The organism is Dysgonomonas termitidis (assembly GCF_054657735.1).
In genome coordinates this window covers 728,370-752,182 of sequence record NZ_BAAHYD010000003.1, presented here as the reverse complement: position 1 = coordinate 752,182, position 23,813 = coordinate 728,370, and the positions used below count along the sequence as shown (strand labels likewise).

14 protein-coding genes and 1 tRNA gene are annotated in these 23,813 nt (G+C 41.9%); 12 read left to right on the top strand and 3 right to left on the bottom strand.

Annotated elements, in window-relative coordinates; genetic code table 11:
- Window positions 1-48: 48 nt before the first annotated feature.
- From ACYQ3L_RS24340 to ACYQ3L_RS24325, 4 genes are all read left to right on the top strand, one after another.
- Window positions 49-3,192: a glycoside hydrolase family 2 TIM barrel-domain containing protein gene (locus ACYQ3L_RS24340; protein ID WP_379993671.1), complete on the top strand. Its 3,144-nt coding sequence runs from the start codon at window positions 49-51 to the stop codon at window positions 3,190-3,192.
- An 18-nt stretch (window positions 3,193-3,210) separates the two neighbouring features.
- The gene (locus ACYQ3L_RS24335) at window positions 3,211-4,596 is read left to right on the top strand and encodes a glycoside hydrolase family 43 protein (protein ID WP_379993672.1); all 1,386 of its coding nucleotides are present in this window, start codon (window positions 3,211-3,213) and stop codon (window positions 4,594-4,596) included.
- A 71-nt stretch (window positions 4,597-4,667) separates the two neighbouring features.
- Window positions 4,668-6,251 (top strand): glycoside hydrolase family 43 protein, encoded by a 1,584-nt coding sequence (locus tag ACYQ3L_RS24330; protein WP_379993673.1) that lies wholly within the window; start codon window positions 4,668-4,670, stop codon window positions 6,249-6,251.
- 81 nt (window positions 6,252-6,332) lie between these two features.
- Window positions 6,333-7,682, top strand: a complete 1,350-nt coding sequence (locus ACYQ3L_RS24325; protein WP_379993674.1) for a family 43 glycosylhydrolase — start codon at window positions 6,333-6,335, stop codon at window positions 7,680-7,682.
- Between the two features lie 262 nt (window positions 7,683-7,944).
- On the opposite strand, the gene ACYQ3L_RS24320 is transcribed toward ACYQ3L_RS24325, so the two are convergent.
- Window positions 7,945-8,018: transfer RNA gene (locus ACYQ3L_RS24320), tRNA-Met, on the bottom strand.
- A gap of 218 nt (window positions 8,019-8,236) precedes the next feature.
- On the opposite strand from ACYQ3L_RS24320, the gene ACYQ3L_RS24315 reads away from it, so the two are divergent.
- From ACYQ3L_RS24315 to ACYQ3L_RS24280, 8 genes are all read left to right on the top strand, one after another.
- Window positions 8,237-10,291, top strand: coding sequence for an LptF/LptG family permease (locus ACYQ3L_RS24315; RefSeq protein WP_379993675.1), 2,055 nt, complete (start codon window positions 8,237-8,239; stop codon window positions 10,289-10,291).
- 23 nt (window positions 10,292-10,314) lie between these two features.
- Window positions 10,315-11,532, top strand: coding sequence for a bifunctional 3,4-dihydroxy-2-butanone-4-phosphate synthase/GTP cyclohydrolase II (locus ACYQ3L_RS24310; RefSeq protein WP_379993676.1), 1,218 nt, complete (start codon window positions 10,315-10,317; stop codon window positions 11,530-11,532).
- A 38-nt stretch (window positions 11,533-11,570) separates the two neighbouring features.
- Entirely contained in the window at window positions 11,571-12,764 is a 1,194-nt protein-coding gene (locus ACYQ3L_RS24305) for a pyridoxal phosphate-dependent aminotransferase (protein ID WP_379993677.1), read from the top strand.
- A 290-nt stretch (window positions 12,765-13,054) separates the two neighbouring features.
- Window positions 13,055-13,750 carry an ABC transporter ATP-binding protein gene (locus tag ACYQ3L_RS24300; protein ID WP_379993678.1) on the top strand — a complete coding sequence of 232 codons (696 nt, stop codon included), beginning with the start codon at window positions 13,055-13,057 and terminating at the stop codon, window positions 13,748-13,750.
- Between the two features lie 107 nt (window positions 13,751-13,857).
- A complete protein-coding gene (locus ACYQ3L_RS24295) occupies window positions 13,858-15,117 on the top strand; it encodes an ABC transporter permease (RefSeq protein WP_379993679.1) in 1,260 nt (419 codons plus the stop codon).
- A 21-nt stretch (window positions 15,118-15,138) separates the two neighbouring features.
- A complete protein-coding gene (locus ACYQ3L_RS24290; RefSeq protein ID WP_379993680.1) occupies window positions 15,139-16,395 on the top strand; it encodes an ABC transporter permease in 1,257 nt (418 codons plus the stop codon).
- A gap of 287 nt (window positions 16,396-16,682) precedes the next feature.
- A complete protein-coding gene (locus ACYQ3L_RS24285; protein WP_379993681.1) occupies window positions 16,683-17,807 on the top strand; it encodes an efflux RND transporter periplasmic adaptor subunit in 1,125 nt (374 codons plus the stop codon).
- A gap of 9 nt (window positions 17,808-17,816) precedes the next feature.
- A complete protein-coding gene (locus ACYQ3L_RS24280; protein ID WP_379993682.1) occupies window positions 17,817-19,145 on the top strand; it encodes a TolC family protein in 1,329 nt (442 codons plus the stop codon).
- Window positions 19,146-19,267: 122 nt separating this feature from the next.
- Here the strand turns inward: ACYQ3L_RS24280 and ACYQ3L_RS24275 are convergent, their stop codons facing one another.
- Together ACYQ3L_RS24275 and ACYQ3L_RS24270 are read right to left on the bottom strand one after the other, a co-directional pair.
- Window positions 19,268-20,173 (bottom strand): glycosyltransferase family protein, encoded by a 906-nt coding sequence (locus ACYQ3L_RS24275; protein WP_379993683.1) that lies wholly within the window; start codon window positions 20,171-20,173, stop codon window positions 19,268-19,270.
- Between the two features lie 112 nt (window positions 20,174-20,285).
- Entirely contained in the window at window positions 20,286-23,792 is a 3,507-nt protein-coding gene (locus ACYQ3L_RS24270) for a bifunctional proline dehydrogenase/L-glutamate gamma-semialdehyde dehydrogenase (protein WP_379993684.1), read from the bottom strand.
- Window positions 23,793-23,813: the final 21 nt, after the last annotated feature.

Genomic DNA, 23,813 nt, shown 5'->3' with positions numbered 1-23,813 from the left:
GCTGATATATTAGCAATTATAAAAAATATAACAAATAATTTTCTGTTTATGAAAAGGAGTATTTTATTAGCATTGTTTTTATTGTCTCTTTTTGTTGTTAGGATTGGTGCTCAGCCTTCAAAAGGAAATCTAATTCCTCCTGAAATAGAAGATCCGGAGTGCCTTAGTATCAATAAAGAGCCTTACCATGCCACTTTGATGCCTTACGCCACCTTGCAGGAGGCTTTGACGGCCAAACGCCATGCGTCGTCATTGTGCAAAAGCCTCAATGGCAACTGGAAATTTAACTGGGTGCCGGCGCCCGATAAACGCCCGGTGGATTTTTACAAATCCGACTTTGATGTTTCGGATTGGAAAGAAATCCCTGTTCCTTCAAATTGGGAAGTGCACGGCTATGGCACGCCTTTTTACAGGAATTTGGGCTACACCATAAAAAAAGATTTTCCACGGGTAATGAGTCAGCCCGAGGAATGGTACACGGCTTACAAAGAACGCAACCCGGTGGGTAGTTATCGCCGTGACTTCGTGGTGCCGGAGGAATGGAAGGGACAACGGATATTCATCACTTTTAATGGTGTGGATTGTGCATTTTTTATCTGGGTCAACGGTGAAAAAGTAGGTTTCAGCGTAAACAGCCGTAATGCTGCCGAGTTTGACCTTACAAAGTATGTAAAACCGGGCAAAAACATGATAGCCGTAGAAGTTTATCAATACAGTTCAGGTACATGGTTGGAAGATCAGGACATGTGGCGTTTACACGGTATATTCCGTGATGTTATACTTTGGAGCTCTCCACAGGTACATATCCGCGATTTTTTTGTGAAAACGGATTTGGATACAAACTACAAAGATGCTACTTTAAGTGTGACAGCTAAAATCAAAAATTATAATGATAAAACTGCGAAGCCTCAGATATTCACAGCCACGCTCTACGACAAAGAAGGCAAGGAAATAGCTAAGAACAACACTATAGGCACATCGTTGAAAGCTAATCAGGAGGAAGTATTGACTGTGAAAATGCAAATATCGAATCCTGCGAAATGGACTGCCGAAACTCCTGATTTATACACGGTGGTACTGACAAATTCGGAAGGGGAAATTTTGTCTCAAAAAATCGGATTCCGAAAGATAGAAATCAAAGGGCGTGTTTTTACGGTTAATGGTGTACCAATCAAGTTGAAAGGTGTAAACCGCCATGAACATTGGTCGGATGTAGGGCATGCTATTACCGAGGAACAAATGATTCTCGATTTAAAGGCAATTAAACAAGGTAATTGTAATCATGTGCGCACCAGCCATTATTCTAATGATCCCCGTTGGTACGAGTTGTGTGATGAATGGGGAATCTGGTTGGTAGCAGAAGCCAATATGGAATATCACGGTTATGACACACGGTTTGATGAAGAACCCACTATAAAAGCTGCTATTGTCGACCGTAATGTCGCAAATACAGAAAATTTCAAGAATCATCCTTCGGTGATTATATGGTCTCTTGGTAACGAAGGCGGAGGAATAAGTTCCAACCTGAAAGCTGCTATGAATGCAGTGAAAACCATCGATTCCACACGGTTTGTCCATTACGAACGCTTTGGAGCCGGCAGAAATAATCCTGCCGATCTGGAAGGACGTATGTACGGTACTGCGGCCGATTACGCCGATATGGTTAAAAACTGGGGAATGAATAAACCTCTTTACGTTTGTGAGTTTGTACATGCAATGTTCAACTCGATGGGGTCACTTGACGAATACTCCAAAGTATTTGACGCTTATCCTGAAATACTAGGCGGCGCCATTTGGGAATTTCAGGATCAGGCATTGTGGAACAAACGTAATCCTGATCGTCCCATCTTAGCTTACGGCGGTGGTTTTGGTGAAGCTCCTAACGATCATTACTTTATACACAAAGGGGTAGTTTCGTACGACAGGGCAACAGAGGGAAACAAGATGAAACCTCATTTCCCGGAAATGAAAAAGGCTTTTCAATGGATTGACACAGAATTAGTTGACGCTGTAACCGGAAGCATTCATATTAAAAATAAATACCAGTTTATTTCTTTGGATGGTTTTGATCTATCGTGGACTTTGAGCGAAAACGGGAAAGAGATTGATACCGGAAAAATAAGAATACACCCTACTTGGGGAAAAGGACTCTTTACAGCAAATATCCCGTATAAAATAGAACAACCAAAAGCCGGTGCCGAATATTTCCTGCGTATTTCATATAAACAAAAGGAAAAAACATTCTGGGCGGATAAAGGTTTTGAAGTGGCTTCTGCGCAGTTTAAACTTCCGGTCAATACTCCTCCGGTGATCGAAACTAAAGTAACCCAACCGGTGAAACTCGTTCAAAATACGCAATCTGCTATTATTTCGGGTAAAGATTTTTCCGTAAGCTTTGACAAGAAAACGGGTTTTATTTCCCGGTTGACCAAAAATGGCACTGAACTTTTGACGGCCGATGGTGGACCTAAACTACACTTGTGGCGCGCTTCGCATCGCAACGATGATGATTGGGCATATAGGCAATGGGAAAAATTTGGAGTTACCACACTTAAATATACTTTGGTCGATTTCAAAACAGAAATTATAGATAATACTTCGGTGAAGGTAACTGCAATAACTAAGGCCGACGGAAAAGACGGTTTTGGAGTTTATCATTCCGCCACTTATTTAGTTCGGGGAGATGGCTCTGTAAAGGTGGACAACCACATTCAATTTGTGGGTTTTCGTATCAATCTGGCCCGAATAGGAGTGCGTATGTTACTTGATAAAAAGCTGGACCGTATGGCGTTTTTCGGATGTGGTCCGTTCGAGAACTACTCGGACCGCAAAAGCGCTGCTGATATAGGATTATACGAAATCGGCGTAAACGAACAATATGAATATGAAAAGCCAATGGAACGAGGTAACCATGAAGAAGTACGGTGGGCAGAATTAAAAGGCAAGGATATGCCTTCATTGCTGGTTCAACCGGATAAAAATCTGATGCAGGTGTCGGCAATTCCTCATACCGATGAGCAAATGTATCCGGTTGAATATAAAATTGATTTACCGGCCAGCACCGCAACAGTGTTGATTGTTTCCACTAAAACATTGGGCGTGGGATCGAATAGCTGCGGTCCCCAACCTCTTGAAAAATTTAAGGTATATGCTGATAATACGTCTTTTAGCTATACCATCAAATTATTTTAATTTAAATATAATACATATATGAAAAGGTTTTTTTTAATATATAGCATCCTGGCAGCTTCATTCTCAATGAGTTTAGCCGACAATCCTGTGATTCAAACGCATTTCTCACCCGATCCGGCACCAATGGTTTACAATGGAACGGTGTATATGTACACAGGCGACGATATTCCCGGAACTGATTTTTATTATATGACCAAATGGCGTGTAATGTCTTCTACCGACATGGTTAACTGGACAGATCATGGGAGCCCTATTTCGCTCGAATCTTTTGAATGGGCACGTGACCGTGCCTGGGCTGCTCAGTGTATCGAGCGCAATGGCAAATTTTATTGGTATATCTGTGCTCAAAGTACCCAAAACGATATGGCAATAGGCGTCGCGGTAGCCGATTCTCCCACCGGGCCTTTCAAAGATGCGCTTGGTAAACCATTAATCATTAACGGAAGTTGGTCGAATATCGACCCGACAGTATATATAGATGATGATGGCCAGGCTTACCTCTACTGGGGAAACGGTAGTCTTTATTATGTAAAGTTGAATAAGGATATGATTTCCTATTCGGGTGATATAGTTACCGTTCCAATTACCATGGAATCCTTTGGAGGCATAAGAGGTAATAAAAACGCTGAAACACCCAACAAAGACATGTTTGTAGAAGGTCCCTGGTTATATAAACGGAACAATTTATACTACATGATGTTTGCAGGAATGGGAAAGGGTGGTGAAACACTTTCTTACTCTACAAGCGCAAGTCCTATAGGCCCCTGGAAATATCAAGGAAAAATTATGGAAGACCAGAAACTGAACAGTTTTACCAATCATGGTGGTATTATTGACTACAAAGGTAATTCATACCTTTTCTATCACAGTGGTTTGTTACCCAACGGAGGCAGCTATGGCAGAGCTTCATGTATAGAACAATTCACTTACAATGTCGACGGAACTATTCCTGCTGTAACAGCTACTAAAGAAGGGCCTGAACCGGTAGGTGAAATAAATCCATACAAACGTGTTGAAGCTGAAACGATGGCTTGGTCCCAAAAATGCTCTATAGATCAAAGTACCGATATTGGGGTATATGTTACCGCTACTCGTATGAATGGTTATACAAAGGTTAGAGAGGTGAACTTCGGAATTAAATCGCCCAAGTCTTTTTCGGCCTCTTTGGCTGCCGGAGTCGACGGCGGAATTTTGGAAGTTCGCCTCGATAGTATTTCCGGACCGATTATTTCATCTGTGCAGTTACCACGTACGGGTGGATGGGAAATATTTAAAACTTTTACGATGGAACTAAAACAGGAAGTAACAGGGAAACACGATGTCTTTTTTTGCTTTAATGGCCAGAATATTACTGCCGGACGCGAATTGTTTAATTTTGATTATTGGGTTTTTGATGAAAATTAATGTCAATTCGTAGTGCACGATAATATTTACCAATACTCTACGCTTATCAACAATAAAATAAACAAATAGAAATGATTAAGAAGTTTTTCTCCTATTTTATGGTACTGACCACTTCAATATTATTAGTTGAAGCCACAGCACAAAATCAAAAAGGTCATAATCCTATCATATTCGCCGATGTACCCGATATGTCAATGGTTCGTGCAGGCGATTCATATTATATGTCGAGCACAACTATGCACATGAATCCGGGTGTGCCCATTATGAAGTCGAATGATCTGGTCAATTGGAAAATAGTAAGCTATGCATACGATACCCTCGCCGATGTGGCCGCATTGAATCTCACGAATGGCAAAAGTACTTATGGCAGAGGTTCATGGGCCAGTACTATCAGGTATCATAAAGGCCTGTTCTATGTCACAACCTTTGCCCAAACAACAAATAAAACATATATCTATACTACAAAAGATATAGAAAAAGGCCCTTGGAAAGCGGTATCTTTCAGCCCGTCTTACCACGATTGCAATTTATTCTTTGATGATGATGGACGAAATTACCTGATCTACGGAAATCACAAACTTAATATCGTAGAGTTGAATGATGAGCTTACAGGCATCAAAGAAGGAACCGACCATACTCTGATAGAAAATGCCACGGCTCCTTCCGGGCAACCGGGATTAGGTGCAGAAGGGTCGCAACTCTTCAAAGTGAATGGTAAATATTATCTTTTCAACATTACCTGGCCTAGAGGAGAAGGTGCTATGCGGACAGTCGTAATCCATCGCGCCGATAAGATTAACGGTCCTTATGAAGGCCGTGTAGGACTGAAAGATCTGGGAGTGGCTCAAGGCGGGCTTATAGATATGCCGGATGGCACATGGTATTCATACCTTTTCCGCGATTATGGCTCAGTCGGACGTATCCCGTACCTGGTTCCTGTCAGATGGGAAGATGGCTGGCCTATACTCGGCATCAATGGCAAAGTTCCGGAAACACTTGACTTGCCTGCCAATAAAAGTTTGATTCCGGGTATAGTCAACAACGACGAGTTTACCCGTAAAAAGGGTGAGATTGCTTTACCTTTAGTATGGCAGTGGAATCACAATCCTGATAATAACTTATGGTCAGTAACAGAGCGTCGGGGATATTTACGTCTCAAAACCAACCGTATCGACTCGCTATTCCTCCATTCACGCAATACTCTTACCCAACGCACTTTTGGCCCTGTATGTTCAGGTACGACATTGCTGGATGTGTCGCATTTAAAGGACGGAGATTTTGCGGGATTGTGTGCATTGCAAAGAAAGTTCGGGTTGGTAGGAGTAAAGAAAGAAGGTAATAACAAATATATTTATATGGTTAGTAACAAAACGGATAAACCTACCGAGTTACAGAGCATCCCTGTCTTTCAGAACAATATTTATCTAAAAATAGAATGTGATTTCAGGGATAAAATTGACATAGCATATTTCTTTTACAGCCTCGATGGAAAAACGTGGAATAACATTGGACAACCGCTTAAAATGGAATATACGTTAATGGAACATTTTATGGGCTACCGTTTCGGATTATACAATTATTCGTCGAAAATAGCTGGCGGATATGCTGATTTTGATTACTTCCATATCAGTGATAAGATATCTGAAAGTAAGTAAAGATGTATGAATTGATATGTAATACTTTGCGTATTTTGAATTAATACGGCCTATTACTCATTAAAAAATTATAGTTCCCAAATGAAAAAATATAAAACATTCGCCATTTTATTGCTGGTGATTTTATCTAAATTGTCATTTGCTCAGAACCCGATTATCCTTAATCAGTTTACGGCAGATCCTACAGCCAGGGTGTTCAACGGAAAGGTGTACCTCTTTCCATCACATGACATTCAGGCTCCTGACGGTAAAAATCTCCGGAAAGACTGGTTTTGCATGGAGGACTACCATGTATTTTCATCGGATAATTTAACAGACTGGGTAGACTATGGAATCATCGTTACTCAGAATAAAGTACCCTGGGTCGATTCTATGTCTTACAGTATGTGGGCACCCGATTGTATAGAGCGGAACGGAAAATATTATTTCTATTTTCCGGCCAATATAAAACAGACTGATTTGAATGGGAGAAAAGGGTTTGGTATAGGTGTGGCCATTGCCGATAGACCGGAAGGGCCATATATGCCGCTACCTGAACCCATTGAAAATGTCAGTGGAATTGATCCTTGTATATTCATAGACAAAGATGGCCAGGCGTATTTATATTGGTCGCAAGGAAATATTTACGGAGCCAAACTGAAAGAAAATATGACGGAGCTCGAATCGGAGCCCGTTGTTTTGAAAGATTTACCCGAAAAAGGACTAAAGGAAGGGCCTTTTGTTTTTGAGAATAACGGAATATACTACCTGACATTTCCACATGTCGAAAAGAAGACTGAAAGGCTCGAATATGCAATGAGTGACAAACCTCTCGGGCCATTCAAAATGACGGGGGTAATTATGGATGAATCGTCTACAGGATGCTGGACAAACCATCATTCACTCCTGAATTTCAAGGATCAGTGGTATCTCTTTTACCATCATAATGATTTATCTCCCGGGTTTGATAAAAACCGTTCGGCCCGTATCGATAGTTTGTTCTTCAACCCCGACGGTACTATTCGTAAAGTAATTGCCACTTTACGCGGAGTAGGTTTAACCGATGCAACCCGCGAGATACAAATCGATCGTTATAATCAGATAAGCGAAAAAGGCGTTGAAATTCAATTTCTGGATACACTCAACAAGTTCAATGGGTGGAAAACTGTATTTAACTCCACTGATGCATGGATCCAGTACAACAGTGTTGATTTCGGAGACAAAGACCTGAAAACAGTGAGTGCAAAAACCTTGTCAGAAAAGGGTGGTATTATAGAGATTCGCCTAAATGGAATCCGAGGTACACTTCTTGCCGAGATAAAAGTCCCGGCAAGCAAAGATTGGAAAATAACCACGGTACCTGTTCAAAGGTTCAACCGAGGGATACACAACTTATATGTAGTAACAAAAAGTTCCAATAAAATAGAGATTGATTGGTTATCTGCAGATTGATTGGGGTGAAATATTGGAGGAACTAACTCTCCGTCATAATATTGGAATGAGTAAAAAATTAAACAGTAATTAAATTAAAATCATGACGGAGAAAGAACCGTGCTTTTGGTAGTCAAGAATCCAGAGGAATGAACCCCAAAAAAGAAACCGGACAATCATAGAGAAACTAGTACAAAAGGATAGGCTTTCTTCATTTTTCTCAATTTAGGTATGTGCATCAAAAAGGGAGGTTTACACGCTGTGTAAACCTCCCTTTTCTTCGTAGCGGGACGGGGACTTGAACCCCGGACCTCATGATTATGAATCATGCGCTCTAACCAGCTGAGCTATCCCGCCAACTTTATGTTAGCGGGTGCAAAAATAGAAGATTATTTTATATAATACAAACTTCCGGCTCGAAAATAACAAAAATATTTCCCTCCGGTCTTCCAATGAAGCTTGTAGGCCTGTATAAATTCACTAATAAAAATTAAGAATGACATCTTTCATGATAATATTTGCCTTAACATTTTTCTTTTTACTACTTTTGTACACAATTTGAGTTTCTGTAGTTAATGCTAAAAATTAAACGACTATATACATTCGTCATCCAAACATTCCTGCCTGTCTTTGCTATGACATTTGTGATATGTTTGTTTATTGTACTGATGCAATTCCTGTGGCGCTATGTTGAGGACCTTGTTGGGAAAGGGCTTGAGATTTCTGTCTTAGCCGAACTCTTCATTTATGCCGCCTTCCAGCTGATACCGATGGCTTTACCCCTATCTCTGCTGTTAGCTTCACTTATGGCATTCGGTAATCTGGGCGAACGGCTCGAACTCCTTTCCATCAAAGCATCCGGAGTCTCGCTGCTCAAGGCAATGAGACCTCTGATAATACTTGTCGCTTTTATATCCGTGGGTGCATTCTTTTTCCAGAATGAAGCAATGCCTCGTATCCAGGTTAAACTCAGGGCGTTGTTATGGTCAATCAAACAAAAATCGCCCGAACTGGACATTCCGGAAGGCTCTTTCTATAGCGACATCCCAAACTATAACCTGTATGTGAAGAAAAAAAACCGTGAAACCAAGATGCTGCACGAAGTCATGATATACGATACCTCCAAGGGATTTGACAACATGGCTGTCATAGTTTGCGATTCGGCTCTAATGAGAGGTTCGGAAGATAAAACCTTTCTTTTATTAAATTTGTACCACGGACAGCAATTCTCTAATTTCCGGCAAGCTGAAATTAATAACACGAGCAGTAGAAGCAACAATCAGTTTGTGCCATATAGCCGGGAGAACTTTAAAGAAAAAGAAGTTATCATTCCTTTTAATACCGGATTTGACCGGATGGACGAATCCAATCTGGAAGGAACACAGATATCCAAGAATATCGTTCAACTCTCTCGATCTATCGACTCCATGAGTGTACGGCTGGATAGTGTAAATATCAGGGACCGGAAAATAATAGGGCAACACACATATTTCGCATACCGGAATACTGAAGCATACCAAAATAGGATAAAAGAAACCGACTCGCTAAAAATTGAGAAGCCAAAAGTTTCTCTAAAAAAGGAACAACCGGCCAGAATCGACTTCGACTCCTTGCTGAACTCTTACAGTAAAGAAGAAATGGCGCAACATTTAATGTCTGCTGCCAGCGAAGCGGAAAATAGCCGGTATAATATGCTGGAGTCTACCCAAAAAGCAGGACTTCAAAAGAATATCAGATATCATGAAGTAGAAAGGCACCGGAAATTCACCTTATCTTTCGCCTGTCTTATCTTTTTCTTCATCGGTGCGCCTTTGGGTGCTATTATCCGCAAGGGTGGATTAGGAATGCCTGTGGTTGTGTCCGTCGCTTTATTCATCGTCTATTATATAATAGACAATATCGGGTATAAAATGGCGCGCGACGGCGTCTGGGAAGCGTGGCAGGGTATGTGGCTCAGTTCATTCGCATTATTCCCGTTAGGCGTATTCCTCACTTATAAAGCGATGAATGATTCCGCCTTATTCAATCCTGAAGCATATGGTAAATTTATACGGAAGATCTTCTTTATAAAGACTCCTCCAAAGATCAGCGATGAAAGGCGCAATATTATTGTCAAGAAAATACCTGATGTATCGGAGCTCGATCTTCAACCCGAAATCCTTAATGGTCTGCGCGCTATGGATACCGACAAACTACGGGATTTGATACAGAATTATAAGAAATACAATTACGAAAAGGATACGCAGCTGGCTGCCCTGAGTATCCTGAAAGAAAGAGGAGCAGAAATAGGCGGGATCATAGATAAACAAGACGCACAATATATGGATAATGCCGAATTCCTGTATGACTATAGTTCTAAATGGACTATGGCAGGTTATATCTTATGCATCTTTCTCCTGATAACCAATCTGACAGGGTTTTCATGGATCATCGACGTTTCATATCTATTCTTGTTTATACGGTCGATGTTTTACTATTTTGCTTTTTACACCAATATTAAGAAGCGGTCTAAACTATACCATTTCTTTATTGTAATATTCTCATTTATGTTCTATCCTCTCGTATATTTCTATGTTACCAGACAGATAGGCAAGGATAAAAAAGAAGTTGAAATCATTTCATACTCTTAAGTTTTTAAGGAAAGATATATAATATGGAAAAAATAAAACTGGATACAGTAGAAGAAGCCATAGAAGAAATAAGGAATGGCAACTTCGTTATTGTTGTCGATGATGAAGACCGCGAAAATGAAGGAGACCTCATCATTGCCGCGGAAGCCATCACTCCCGAAAAAGTAAACTTTATGGAGACACATGCCAGAGGGCTGATTTGCGCGCCTATAACAGCAGAGCGATGCGAAGAACTTGATCTGCCAATGATGGTGACCCACAATACTGCGACTCACGCCACGCCTTTTACAGTATCTATAGATTTACTCAAGAATGGTGTAACAACCGGAATTTCGGCCTACGACAGGGCGCAAACGATACTCGCCCTAACCCGGAAAGACACTAAACCCGAAGATTTCGGCCGTCCCGGACACATTTTCCCTCTACGGGCAAAAGACAAAGGGGTACTTAGCCGTGTAGGACATACCGAAGCATCGGTAGACCTTGCCCGCCTTGCCGGATTATATCCCGCAGGAGTTTTAATAGAAATAAAGAAAGAAGATGGCGAGATGGCGCGTTTACCCGAATTACGCGAAATGGCCGACAAATATAACCTGAAACTGATATCGGTAGCCGATCTTATAAAATACAGACTCGAAAGAGAATCACTGATAGAAAAAGGCGCCGAAGTGAATATGCCTACCGAATACGGGCATTTCCATTTGATTCCCTTCAAGCAAAAATCGACAGGGCTGGAACACGTGGCCCTCATAAAAGGAACATGGGAAAAAGATGAGCCTATCCTCGTCAGGGTACATTCCTCCTGTGTAACAGGCGATATATTCGGCTCTATGCGTTGCGAATGCGGAGAACAGCTGCACAAGTCGATGGAAATGATTCAGAAAGAAGGAAAAGGAGTAATCGTATATCTCAATCAGGAAGGACGGGGAATCGGGCTAATGGCTAAAATGGAAGCATACAAACTTCAGGAGGAAGGATACGATACAGTAGATGCAAACCTTCATCTGGGTTATCGTGCCGACGAACGAGATTATGGCGTAGGTGCAGCTATTCTCAGGGAATTAGGCGTTAGTAAAATGCGCTTATTGACTAATAACCCTGTCAAGCGAAAAGGTCTGGAGTCTTTCGGGCTGACTGTAGTAGGCAACGTACCTATCGAAATCACACCCAACAAATATAACGAGTTCTATATGCATACGAAAAAAGAGCGTATGGGACACGATTTACATAATGTAGATTAATCAGAAAAAGGTCAACAACCTAAATATAATAAATAACTATGTCACAAGTATCAGCACGTATAGCGAGCCTTGCAGTTTCAGAGACCCTGGCTATGTCGCAGAAAAGCAATGAGTTGAAAGCTCAGGGCATCAATGTTATCAATCTGAGTGTAGGAGAACCGGATTTCTTCACGCCCGCCCATGTAAAAGAAGCTGCGAAAAAAGCCATCGATGATAACTTCTCTTTCTATACACCCGTGCCCGGCTATCTGTCGCTCCGGCAGGCAATATGCAAAAAACTGGAAACAGAAAACGGGCTTAGCTATAAGCCCGAACAGATTATTTGTTCCAATGGGGCAAAGCAGGATGTTTGTAATGTAGTGCTATGCGTAGTGAATCCGGGTGACGAAGTGATCATTCCCGCTCCATGCTGGGTTAGCTATGTGGAAATGGTAAAACTGGCTGAAGGTAAAAGCGTGGTAATCCGCACAGGCATCGAACAGGATTTTAAGATGACTCCTGCCCAACTGGAAGCAGCTATTACTCCGAAAACAAGGGCTATTATATTATGCTCACCTTCGAACCCTACAGGCAGTATCTATTCCAAAGCCGAACTGGAGGCAATAGCGAATGTATTGGCTAAGCATCCGAATATCATCATCATCGCAGACGAGATATACGAACATATCAACTATCTGGGAAAACATGAGAGCATTGCCCAGTTCGAAAATATAAAAGACCGTGTTGCCATTATCAACGGAGTATCCAAAGCATATGCCATGACAGGCTGGCGCCTGGGATGGGTAGCCGCGCCCCAGTGGCTTGCTTCGGCCTGTAACAAGTTGCAGGGGCAATATACATCAGGAGCCTCATCCATTGCTCAGAAAGCTGCAGAATCGGCTTATCTGGGAGATCAGCAATGTGTGGAAGATATGCGCCAGGCATTCCAACGCCGTCGCGACCTGATTGTAAAGCTGGCTTCTGAAATAGAAGGGTTTAAAGTGAATAAGCCGGAAGGGGCTTTCTACCTGTTCCCCGAATGCAGCTATTACCTGGGCAAGTCGTACAATGGGCGGCAGGTCAATACATCGGCAGACCTGGCGATGTTCCTGCTTGAAGAAGGCCATGTGGCTTGTGTGGGCGGACTTGCATTCGAAGCTCCTGACTATATCCGTTTCTCATACGCTACTTCTGATGAGAATATTGTGGAGGCAATGAGACGGGTGAAAGAGACACTAGCGAAGTTGCAGTAAACATAACATCTACAGATAAAGAACAAAGGCTGGTTCCTTATTGGAAGCCAGCCTTTATTTTTATATTAAGATTCGTTATTCAGAAATAACTCATATAATACACAAAAGCCACATTCTTTTATAAAGTAATATGGCAATGTGAACATAAAAATGTTAAAATTGAAAAAGATTGTAACCTTTTTATTTTTTTTGCGACATATAAGTATAAAAGTTCCGGCTCAAGCGCTAACACTTTATAATAAAATCTATATTTGTGTGTTCATATTTTGCATATCTAACAGTTTACAAGCGTGATAAGAATTAATAATTTGAACAAGACCTACTACAACGGTGCTCCTTTGCACGTTTTGAAGGGAATCAATCTGGAAGTTGAGAAAGGAGAATTAGTGTCTATTATGGGGGCCTCCGGTTCCGGAAAATCCACATTGCTGAATATTCTCGGCATACTCGACAACTATGATACAGGTCAGTATTATCTCGATAATGTATTGATAAATAAACCAAGCGAGACATATGCAGCCGAATTGAGAAACAAGAAAATAGGTTTTATTTTTCAGTCTTTCAATCTTATCTCATTCAAGAATGCAATGGAAAACGTTGCGTTACCTCTTTATTATCAGGGGATGAACCGCAAAAAAAGAAATAAGCTGGCAATGGAATACCTCGACAAGATGGGACTGGCCAGCCATGCCGACCATTTACCGAACGAATTATCAGGAGGTCAGAAACAACGTGTGGCCATAGCCCGCGCCCTCATAGCGCAGCCCCAGGTAATACTGGCCGACGAGCCTACCGGAGCTTTGGATAGTTCAACATCGAGGGATGTGATGCAGTTGTTGAGGGAAATAAATACAAACGATGGTATCACAATGCTTATCGTAACGCACGAACAGGCTGTAGCCAATGCCACCGACCGCGTAATACATATAAAAGACGGTATAATAGGCTCGATAGAAACAAATGAGAACCCTGTAATAGAGATGTAAGGGTGCAAACCTCTTTTTATTATCCGAAAAGTAAAACAACAGGAACAGATAAAATTTGTTGAATTATATATTCAAATTCCGTCCGTTCCTTAAATAACACCTTGTCTATGTTTGATTTTGACTCGCTACGGGAAATACTCTCAACTATCAGCAAAAATAAGCTGCGGACTGCGCTTACAGGCTTTGCTGTGGCTTGGGGAATATTTATGTTGATAGTCTTGTTAGGAACCGGAAATGGTCTGAAGAACGGAGTAACTTCAAACTTTTCCCGTAGAGCACAGAATTCAGTCACTTTATGGCCGGGATGGACTTCAATGCCATATAAGGGATTTCCCACCAACAGAGAAATCAAATTTGACGGACGTGATTATGACCTGATAAAAAATAAGATCCCGGAAGTACAATATGTTTCAGCACGGATAAGTAAGACGGTCAACCTGTCTTATCTCCAGGAATATGGCTCATGGTCGCTTGACGGGGTTTCCCAGGATGCAGCATATATAAACAATATCAAGGTAAGAAGCGGGGAAGGTCGTTTTCTGAATAAAATTGATGTGGATAATCGCAGAAAAGTAATAGTTATCAGTCAGGAAATAAAAAAGATATTATTTAAAGATCAGGACCCTTTAGGAAAATATGTAATAGCTGATAACAATATGGCATATCAGGTGATAGGGATTTATGACGACGAAAATGAATTCCGTAACAATCCTCCGGCTTACATACCCTTCACAACTGCCCAGATGCTTTACAGTAAAGGTTTTGGATTCCGGCAAATCGATTTCACCATAGTCGGGTTAAATACATTGAAACAGAATCAGGATTTCACAGAAAGATTGCGTCAGAAACTGGGTAAATTGCACGAGTTCGATCCCGCCGACAGGTCTGCCCTCTATATCCGTAATACCGCTGAAGACATGATTGAAGCAAACATGATTTTTTCAGGCATCAACATATTTCTATGGATAATAGGCGGCGCTTCCCTCATGGCAGGGATAGTAGGAGTAGGCAATATAATGTTGATCACAGTAAAAGAACGTACCAGGGAAATAGGGATACGAAAGGCAATAGGCGCAAAATCAGGTTCAATATTGAGACTGATCATATTGGAATCCATCCTTATAACTACCATCGCCGGCTATATAGGAATGATCGGGGGAATAGCCATAAATGAATTCGGGCTGATGACCGATCTGATATTTAGCATGCCTACCGACGGGCCTCCGATATTCAAAGATCCCTCGGTCGATTTATCAACTATCCTTAAAGCAACCATAGTCATGATAATAGCCGGTGTCGTATCGGGATTTATGCCTGCGCTGAAAGCGACAAAGATAAGTCCGATAGAAGCCATGCGGGCAGAATAAAAAAAATAAAATTAGCGCAATATGTTTGATTTAGATAACTGGCAGGAGATATGGATTACCATCAAGCGAAACAAGCTACGGAGTTTTCTTACGGGCTTTGGGGTATTCTGGGGGCTTTTCATGCTTATTCTGCTCATCGGACTGGGAGGTTCTTTGCAGGGAGGAATATATAAAAACTTTGAGGCTTTTGCCTCCAATTCCTGCTTCTTCTGGACACAACGTACAAGCGAACCTTATGATGGGTTCCGGAAAGGGCGTCAGTGGACGATGAAGACAAAAGATGTGCAAGCAATAAAAGATAAAGCCAAATCGGTGGAATATGTATCTCCGGTACTGTTTATTGGCGGTGGCGACAAAAATGTAGTTAACGGGAATAAATCGGGAAGCTATGGTGTCAGAGGCATATATACGGAACACTTTAAGATAGAGGGCCAGCACGTTCTGCAAGGACGCCTGTTTAATGAGATAGATGTAGATAAGAGCCGCAAGGTCTGTATTATCGGCCGGGAGGTTTATGAAACATTATTTGCCAAAAGCGAAGATCCTATAGGAAAGTATATCAGGGTAAATGGCATTTATTTTCAAGTGATAGGGGTCATCCGGCCAAAATCGAAAATATCCATTGGAGGAGATGTGGAATCATCGGTATTTTTACCATTCTCTACTACCCAGAGGGCTTTCAATCAGGGACAGGATATTTATTTCATGGCATGCACCGCCAAGCCCGGCTATCCGGCATCAGTTGTAGAACAAGAGGTAAAAAGTATATTGAAGGCCGCACACAGCATATCTCCCTCAGACGAAAAGGCAATAGGCAGTTTCAATATAGAGAAAGAGTTCCAGATATTCAATAATCTGTTCAGCGGAATTGATATATTGATTTGGTTTGTTGGAATAGGGGCCCTGATGTCCGGTATCATAGGGATAAGTAATATCATGCTGGTCACCGTACGGGAACGTACCCGGGAAATCGGTGTACGCAGGGCGATAGGGGCCAAACCGCTTTCCGTTATGTTGCAAATAATGAGTGAGAGCTTCGTATTGACAGCAATCGCGGGATTTTCGGGATTTTTCTTTGGCGTGCTTATTTTAAGTATGATAAGTCAGGGGATGAGTAGTATGGCTAACGAAGATATGATTTTCTTACCTCCGTTAGTCTCCTTTGGAACAGCAATGGCTGCTATGGGAATACTCATCGCATCGGGAATTTTTGCAGGCCTGATGCCTGCTATGCGGGCTCTTAGTGTAAAAGCTATAGACGCTATCAGGGACGAATAAATTTATCTATATATAAATTGCCGGCCCATAGCCGCAACATACAAGACTCTGTAGAGTCAGAGACTGTAAAATAAAAAATGTGGCACACCAAAAAGTATGGGAAAGTTGTAACCTTTGTTACTTTTTAACAGTTACAAGTTACAAGTTACTGCGCCCTGCGGGCAGTTACGAGTTACAAGTTAGTTCACTGTTCACTGATAACTGTTAACTGATATATCTGTTACCTTTGTTACTTTTTGGATGATGATCGATAATATAACAGAAAAAAAATTGTAAATATATATTATATGAAAAAGGTTCTCAGAATAGCACTGTTTGTGATTATAGGATTAGTGGTCCTTGGCACATTCTTTTTCCTTTGGAAAAAATCGCAGCCGAAAGAAGTCAGATACGAAATCGCTACCGTTGAAGAAGGAAATGTGGAAAATACTTCAGTAGCCACAGGTAAGGTATCGCCCCGTGACGAAATCCTTATTAAACCGCAGATATCCGGTATTATATCGGAGGTTCTTAAAGAAGCAGGTGACTTTGTAAAACAGGGGGATATTATTGCCACCGTAAAGGTTATTCCGGAAGTTGCCCAGTTGAACTCAGCCGAATCACGCGTGAATGTAGCACAGATAAACCTTACACAGGTAAAAGCCGAACATGAACGCCAGAAAGACCTGTTTGCAAAAGGTGTGATAGCCAAGGAAGAAATGGACAAATCGGATGCCGATTACAAAAAAGCCGTCGAAGAACTGGAAAATTCGAAAGACAACCTCGATATTGTAAAAACAGGTATCTCTAAAAAAACGGCACAATATAGCAACACACAAATCCGTTCTACCATCACAGGTATGATACTGGATGTTCCTGTAAAAGCCGGAAACTCGGTAATACAGGCCAATACATTCAACGACGGTACTACCATCGCTACAGTAGCAAATATGAATGACATGATATTCATCGGAAAAATAGATGAAACTGAAGTAGGCCGGGTACATACAGGCATGCCGATCAAATTGTCGGTAGGTGCTATCGAAGCTCAGAAATTCGACGCTATATTAGAGTATATCGCGCCTAAAGGAGTAGAGGAAAACGGAGCTATCCTGTTTGAAATAAAGGCCGCAGCCCGCATTCCCGATACAGTGATGGTGAGAGCAGGATATAGCGCCAATGCTGAGATTGTACTGGCTAAGGTTGAAAAGGTATTGACAATACCCGAAAGTACGATCACATTCAGCAACGACTCTTCTTTCGTTTATATACTGACCGATACTACCAACCACAAGCAGGTATTTGACAAAAAGCTGGTAAAAGTAGGATTGTCGGACGGAATAAAAGTAGAAGTAAAAGAAGGGCTCAGTAAAGGACAGAAAATCAGAGGAAACGAAGTTTCGGACAAGCCTAAAGAAGCACCTAAAAATTAACAGACTCATATGAAAAAGTACATAATATCATGTGGTTTATTACTTGTTTGCCTATGTTCCCAAGCACAGAGCAAATGGACACTGAGACAATGTGTCGATTATGCTGTCCGGAATAACATAGAACTGAAACAGCAATCGCTGGAAGTAAAAAACTCGGAAATAGACCTGAGTACCAGCAAGAACAGTCGTTTACCCGACCTGAATGCCAGTATGGGACAAAGCTTCAACTTCGGGCGGTCTACTTTGGGTACGAACGTTTCTGAAGCGGTAAACTCATCCCGTTCTTCATTCGGTATATCTACCTCTGTTCCCATATTCACTGGTTTCAGGATTCCTAACCAGATAAAGGCCGATGAACTGACTTTGCAGGCTGCTATGGAAGGTTTGAAAAAAGCCCAGGAGAATCTGGAATTACAGGTGGTTTCCCTATACCTCGATGTATTGTTCAAAAAAGAAATCCTCAAGGCATATCAGGAGCAGGCAGGATTGAGCAAACAGCAGGTAGAGCGTACCAATATGCTGGTTGAATCAGGCAAGGTACCAACATCGCAATTATATGATATAAAGGCCCAACTGGCAAAAGACGAATCAAATGTAACAATGGCCGACAACGATCTGGCCCTATCGCTGCTGAATTTGTCTCAGGCTCTGAATCTCGCATCAAATGAGGCTTTCGATATTGAAGAACCGAAAATAGATAATATAGTGGACAACAATTTGGGTAGTGTACTGCCGCCCAATCAGGTCTATCAGATGGCGTTAGGGATTAAACCGCATATAAAAGAAGCTGAATACAAACTTGAGAGCAGCAAAAAGACCCTGAAAGTAGCTCAGTCAGGTTACTGGCCTACCCTTAACTTCAGCGCAGGTTACAGCACTTCATATCAGAATGTATCGGGGCAAAACAATGTGAGTTTTAGTAAACAGATCCGAGATTTCGGCTCCGAATATTTGAGTTTTAGCTTAAGTATTCCTATCTTTAACCGTTTCGAAACAAGGAACAAAGTGCGAAGTGCACGCCTAAGCATCGAGAACCAGAATTTAGCGCTTGACAATGTGAAACTTGCATTATATAAAGAGATTCAACAGGCATACCAGAGTGCTATTTCTTCGCAGGCTAAGTATAATTCGGCGAGCAAAGCTTATGAAGCTGCTGATGAGTCATTCAAATATGCCCGGGAACGTTACGACATTGGTAAATCGACTGTATTTGAATTTAATGAAGCTCAGACAAAATTGCTGACCAGCAAATCGGAACGTATACAAGCGAAATACGATTTTATATTCAGAGCAAAGATTCTGGATTTCTATCAAGGCAAAGAAATCGATATAGAATAAAGATATAGTAGTTTAGTGAAGCGCCTTCCATAATGATTAAAGCCCTGTGATATGTAAAATCACAGGGCTTTTTTATTATACCGGCTTATAGTATCGATGAAGAAGGCTTTCCCTTTTTCAGATTATCCGAAGAGCTTTTCCGGATAAATCCTCTCATCTACCAGCTCCTGTATGCGTAAGGCTACTTCGGGCCGGTCGGTAGCATATGTGATGCCAAACCATACAGATGGTGTATTTATCAGCTTCACCTTCACTTCTTTCTTTTCTACCAAATCATTAACCATCGTAGGAATCAGAAATTCCGCCTTGAGGTTGTTGTGGTTTTCTTTCAGGAAGTTCTCAAAACTTTTTTCCGACAAGTCAAAATAGTCGGGTGTGAAACCCCACATATTCATCGATACAGGAGTTGTATCAGTCAGTTTTTTCCACGTACCATCTTCATCTTTGTAGCAAGGAACACCATCGATGCGTTCTATCTGCGTCCGTTCCACGACCTTGGTCAGATAGTTTTCATCATCGAGCTGGCATATGCCACGCGCTACTGTTCCGCTTTCGGAAAGGGTATTACCCAAGAGATAGCCTATCATACAGTAATTATGCGTCTTATCCGCCATCGTCTTAAGCATACCTGCCAAAATCTGGAAACTGGCACGACCATAGAAATCATCTGCATTAATGATACCAAAAGGTTCATGAATAACATCTTTTCCCATCAGCAAGGCATGGTTTGTCCCCCACGGCTTTTCTCTTTCGGGATTCGGCACAAACCCTGCAGGTATATAGTCTAACTCCTGAAAAACAACCTCTACAGATATTTTGTCCTCATATTTTGATATCACTTTTTCTCTGAACTCTTTCTCGAAAGAGTGCCTGATAACGAATACTATTTTACCAAAACCTGCCTGTATAGCATCATACACAGAATAATCCATGATGGTCTCCCCATTAGGGCCAAGTCCGTCAAGCTGTTTGAGGCCTCCGTAGCGGCTACCCATTCCGGCCGCCAAAATGAACAATGTAGGTTTCATATTGTATAATTTTAGTGAGTATACCGGAATTCCGGCCTGCCAGAGTTCATTTCCTGCAAACCAGAATTCCCGATTAACTACAAATATAGCTAAATTTTATCAAATCCGTTTATTATCTATCTTCTCCAAATATACTTCCATAGCGGTGGTACTCGTAGGCGATACTTTGTTCTTTGAGATAATGAAGCATTTCGAGACGTCCTTCCACAAGCGGCTTGTTATTTGCGATATGTTTGCCAAGTTTCGCAGCTTTCAGATATATAGCATCGGACGCAGCCGGAGAACAGATGCGGATACGTTCATAGTTATCCATCTCTTCCACAAACCTGTCTTCGTCCTGCATTTTGATAACGATTCCCAATAAAGTCAGAGCTGCTTTCTCAATAGCCTGCAATTTACTGTCCGAGCCCGAAATACTGACTGTAAGAGGAGTTTTAGCAGTGGTCACAGCCGAAAGGATCAGCAAAATATCGCACAGGTTATCATTCTCCTGAACACGCAGGCCTATGCTCTTCAGCGGCAGGTAACGGAATATGTTTTCCTCTCCGTAAATATGATTTACATCTCTCTCTAAAGAAAATTCCGTCCCCCAGGCATTTTTGTAGCTTTCCACGGCATAGTTCAAGCGGTTTTTATCTTTATCGGCATCTACCAGATCGCTCAACTGTGATCTGACGGAGGTCGCAGGAACTTCATTTTCAGCAAACTCTACAAAACAGGAAACATAATTAGGCCCTCCAGCTTTGATACCACCGCCAAACGCAGAACGTTTCATTCCGCCAAACGGCTGGCGGTTGACGATTGCGCCCGTAATTCCCCTGTTTATATACAGATTACCGGCTTCGATACTGTTCTTCCACAACAACTGCTCTTCTTCATCCAGACTTTGCAATCCTGCCGTAAGCCCGTATTCAGACGAATTGGCAAATTCGATTCCCTGCTCCAAATCATCTATACAGACAACAGACAGGAGTGGAGCGAACAATTCGTTCCTGAATGTAAAGCTCGCCGGCTTCACACCCCATTTTACAGTAGGTTTGAGTATATACTTCTTCTCATCGAGAAATTCCGGTGCCACAAGCCATGATTCTCCTTCTTCAAGGTTTTCTATTGCATGCAGGAGTTTATCGTTGTCGTTGGTTATCATCGGCCCCACCATATTCATTGTGTCCCATACGCTGCCTGTACGCATACTGGTTACCGCATCTTTCAACTTCGATTTGAAATTTTCATCATTATAGGTCTTCTTATCAAGCAATAAGAGCGAACATGCCGAACATTTTTGCCCCGCATTACTAAATGCTGAAGAGACTATGTTCAGGATAGCGTGATCCTGATCGCCGTTACCTGTAAGTATGATAGGGTTCTTTCCTCCTGTTTCCGCCGAAAGCGGTGTCTTCGGGCTGTTTTCCAACAAGCGGAATGCGGTATCTGTCCCCCCTGTAAGTATCACATGCTTAATAGATGGATGCGCTGTCAGATAGTTCAAAGACGAACGGTCGGCACTACATACCACCTGCAATGTCTCTTTTGGCACACCTGCATCCCAGAAACACTTAGCAAATTCCCAGGCGACAGGCAGGGCGACAGTCGCGGGTTTCAGTATCACGGTATTGCCCCCTGCCAATGCAGCAGCTACTCCCCCGACAGGGATAGCCAAAGGGAAATTCCAAGGTGGGATAACAAGGATTATACCTTTAGGTGTATTCTCTACTGTTTTCAGTTCATCGAAATGCTTCATTGTAATGGGATAGAAGCGACAGAAATCGATAGCCTCCGACACTTCCACATCCCCTTCCATAAAGGTCTTACCCGTAATGGCAGACATACAGCCTATAAGGTCGCCACGTCTGGCGCTCAGGTTGTCGGCTACCTGATGGAGTATCTCGTTGCGTTTATTTATATCTGTCTTTCTCCACTGCGGCTTATCTTCTCCGGCAATGGCGATTATTTCCTTTATCTGCTCCAATGAGGAAAGGTTGGCTTCACAGAAGCAGACCTCATCATTTCGACTGCGGTCATAATATTTTTTCTTATGCCCGGTTATCTCTTCCCTATCTCCTATTTGCACAGGCACAATGAAGTTCTTGTCATTTACCAACGTGCCCCATTTGCGTAGCGATTCCAAGGCCCATTCACGATTCTCATGCAGGTCGAGATCGGTATCGGGCTCATTACGGAATACATTAATATCTTTTACCGGAACTGGCTTTTCTTTCCTGTTTTGTGAACGGAACGATTTTGGTTGTACACTGTCTTTCAGTTTATATGCTTCTGCAAACTGGTTGGCAAGGAAATTCCATTGCGGACTGCCCAGTTTCAGATTGAACGAATAGCTAAGGAAATTATCTTTTCCCGTATTTTCATCCAACCGGCGTACCAGATAAGACACAGCATTCAGGAAATGTTCCTTTTTCACAACGGGTGTATATAGTATGATCTGTTTTCCAAAATTACGCATCACACGCGGCAGGTTATTTGCCATACCTTCCAGCATTTCGAAGGTCACATATTCGGATGTTCCATACTTTTCACTCAGCAAATAAGCGTAGGCAATACTGAAAAAGTTGTGGGAAGCTACGCCCACATGCATCGCTTCGGCATTTTCGGGTTGTAAAGCAACATCGAGTATGTGCATATAATTTGCATCTACATCTACTTTGGTAGGTAATACAGGGTTTGTCCATCCTTTCAACGATGAAATAATGCTTTCCATTTGCAGGTTCGCACCTTTCACCAGACGCATTTTCAGCGGTGCGCCTCCTTCGGCATAACGTTTCCTGGCAAATTTCAACAAGCGTTCCTGAAACAGTCCCGCATCAGGAAGATAAGCCTGTACAACAATGCCCGCATTGTAATTTTTGAACTGCGGCATGCCCAATACTTCTTCGAATACATCGAGTGTGAGCTCGGTATCTTTATATTCTTCCATATCCAGATTCACGAACTTCGGTTTGGTAACCCCGTCCTGATCTGTATACGGATAATCTATTGCCTGCTGATATATTGTGGCTACCAGTTTACAGAGTTCTTTTTTATTCTGTTCGTAGCTTAAAGGATGTATTTGCGCGTAAATACCTGACAGCTTAATGGAAATATAATTGATATCGGGTTCTTTCAGTGCTTCCAGATAATGCAGGTAACGGTGATTGGCTTCCCCATCTCCAAGCACAACTTCACCCAGCAGATTCACATTCTGCCCTATCTTACTTTTCCATCTGCCGGACAGGTGACCGGTAAGAGCGGGGCGTTCTTCCGAAATGATTATCTTATCAGTTTCTTTACGCAGCCTTTCTTTAAACAGGGGAATAGAAATACCATCGAACAGATAGCCTATGCTTGTAAACAACCTTAGCTGAAAACGGTCGAACGGACTAAAAAAATCAGGCACACCGTATTCTTCGATCAAGAGCTTCATCCGCTTCGCCAGCTTCTTATTATCCCTTACCTGAGAAGACTCGTCCAACATTTTAGACAACAATGTTTTATTAGCAGGAGTCTGTATAAGCGAAGCATATTTTTTCTGCTCTTTTACTTCCTGCGGAGTTAACTCTTTTTCTGCTTTGTCGAGAAATTGTTTTGCCCATTCGAGGACTTCTGTAGATGTGATTTTTTCCATTAGCGCATTAAGTATTAACTG

Bases quoted from the DNA above. Each gene is read 5' to 3' on its own strand.
- ACYQ3L_RS24310 (WP_379993676.1), top strand. From the start codon at position 10,315: ATGGAAAAAATAAAACTGGATACAGTAGAAGAAGCCATAGAAGAAATA.
- ACYQ3L_RS24285 (WP_379993681.1), top strand. From the start codon at position 16,683: ATGAAAAAGGTTCTCAGAATAGCACTGTTTGTGATTATAGGATTAGTG.
- ACYQ3L_RS24280 (WP_379993682.1), top strand. From the start codon at position 17,817: ATGAAAAAGTACATAATATCATGTGGTTTATTACTTGTTTGCCTATGT.
- ACYQ3L_RS24315 (WP_379993675.1), top strand. From the start codon at position 8,237: ATGCTAAAAATTAAACGACTATATACATTCGTCATCCAAACATTCCTG.
- ACYQ3L_RS24295 (WP_379993679.1), top strand. From the start codon at position 13,858: ATGTTTGATTTTGACTCGCTACGGGAAATACTCTCAACTATCAGCAAA.
- ACYQ3L_RS24275 (WP_379993683.1), bottom strand. From the start codon at position 20,173: ATGAAACCTACATTGTTCATTTTGGCGGCCGGAATGGGTAGCCGCTAC.
- ACYQ3L_RS24335 (WP_379993672.1), top strand. From the start codon at position 3,211: ATGAAAAGGTTTTTTTTAATATATAGCATCCTGGCAGCTTCATTCTCA.
- ACYQ3L_RS24290 (WP_379993680.1), top strand. From the start codon at position 15,139: ATGTTTGATTTAGATAACTGGCAGGAGATATGGATTACCATCAAGCGA.
- ACYQ3L_RS24305 (WP_379993677.1), top strand. From the start codon at position 11,571: ATGTCACAAGTATCAGCACGTATAGCGAGCCTTGCAGTTTCAGAGACC.
- ACYQ3L_RS24330 (WP_379993673.1), top strand. From the start codon at position 4,668: ATGATTAAGAAGTTTTTCTCCTATTTTATGGTACTGACCACTTCAATA.
- ACYQ3L_RS24340 (WP_379993671.1), top strand. From the start codon at position 49: ATGAAAAGGAGTATTTTATTAGCATTGTTTTTATTGTCTCTTTTTGTT.
- ACYQ3L_RS24270 (WP_379993684.1), bottom strand. From the start codon at position 23,792: ATGGAAAAAATCACATCTACAGAAGTCCTCGAATGGGCAAAACAATTT.
- ACYQ3L_RS24325 (WP_379993674.1), top strand. From the start codon at position 6,333: ATGAAAAAATATAAAACATTCGCCATTTTATTGCTGGTGATTTTATCT.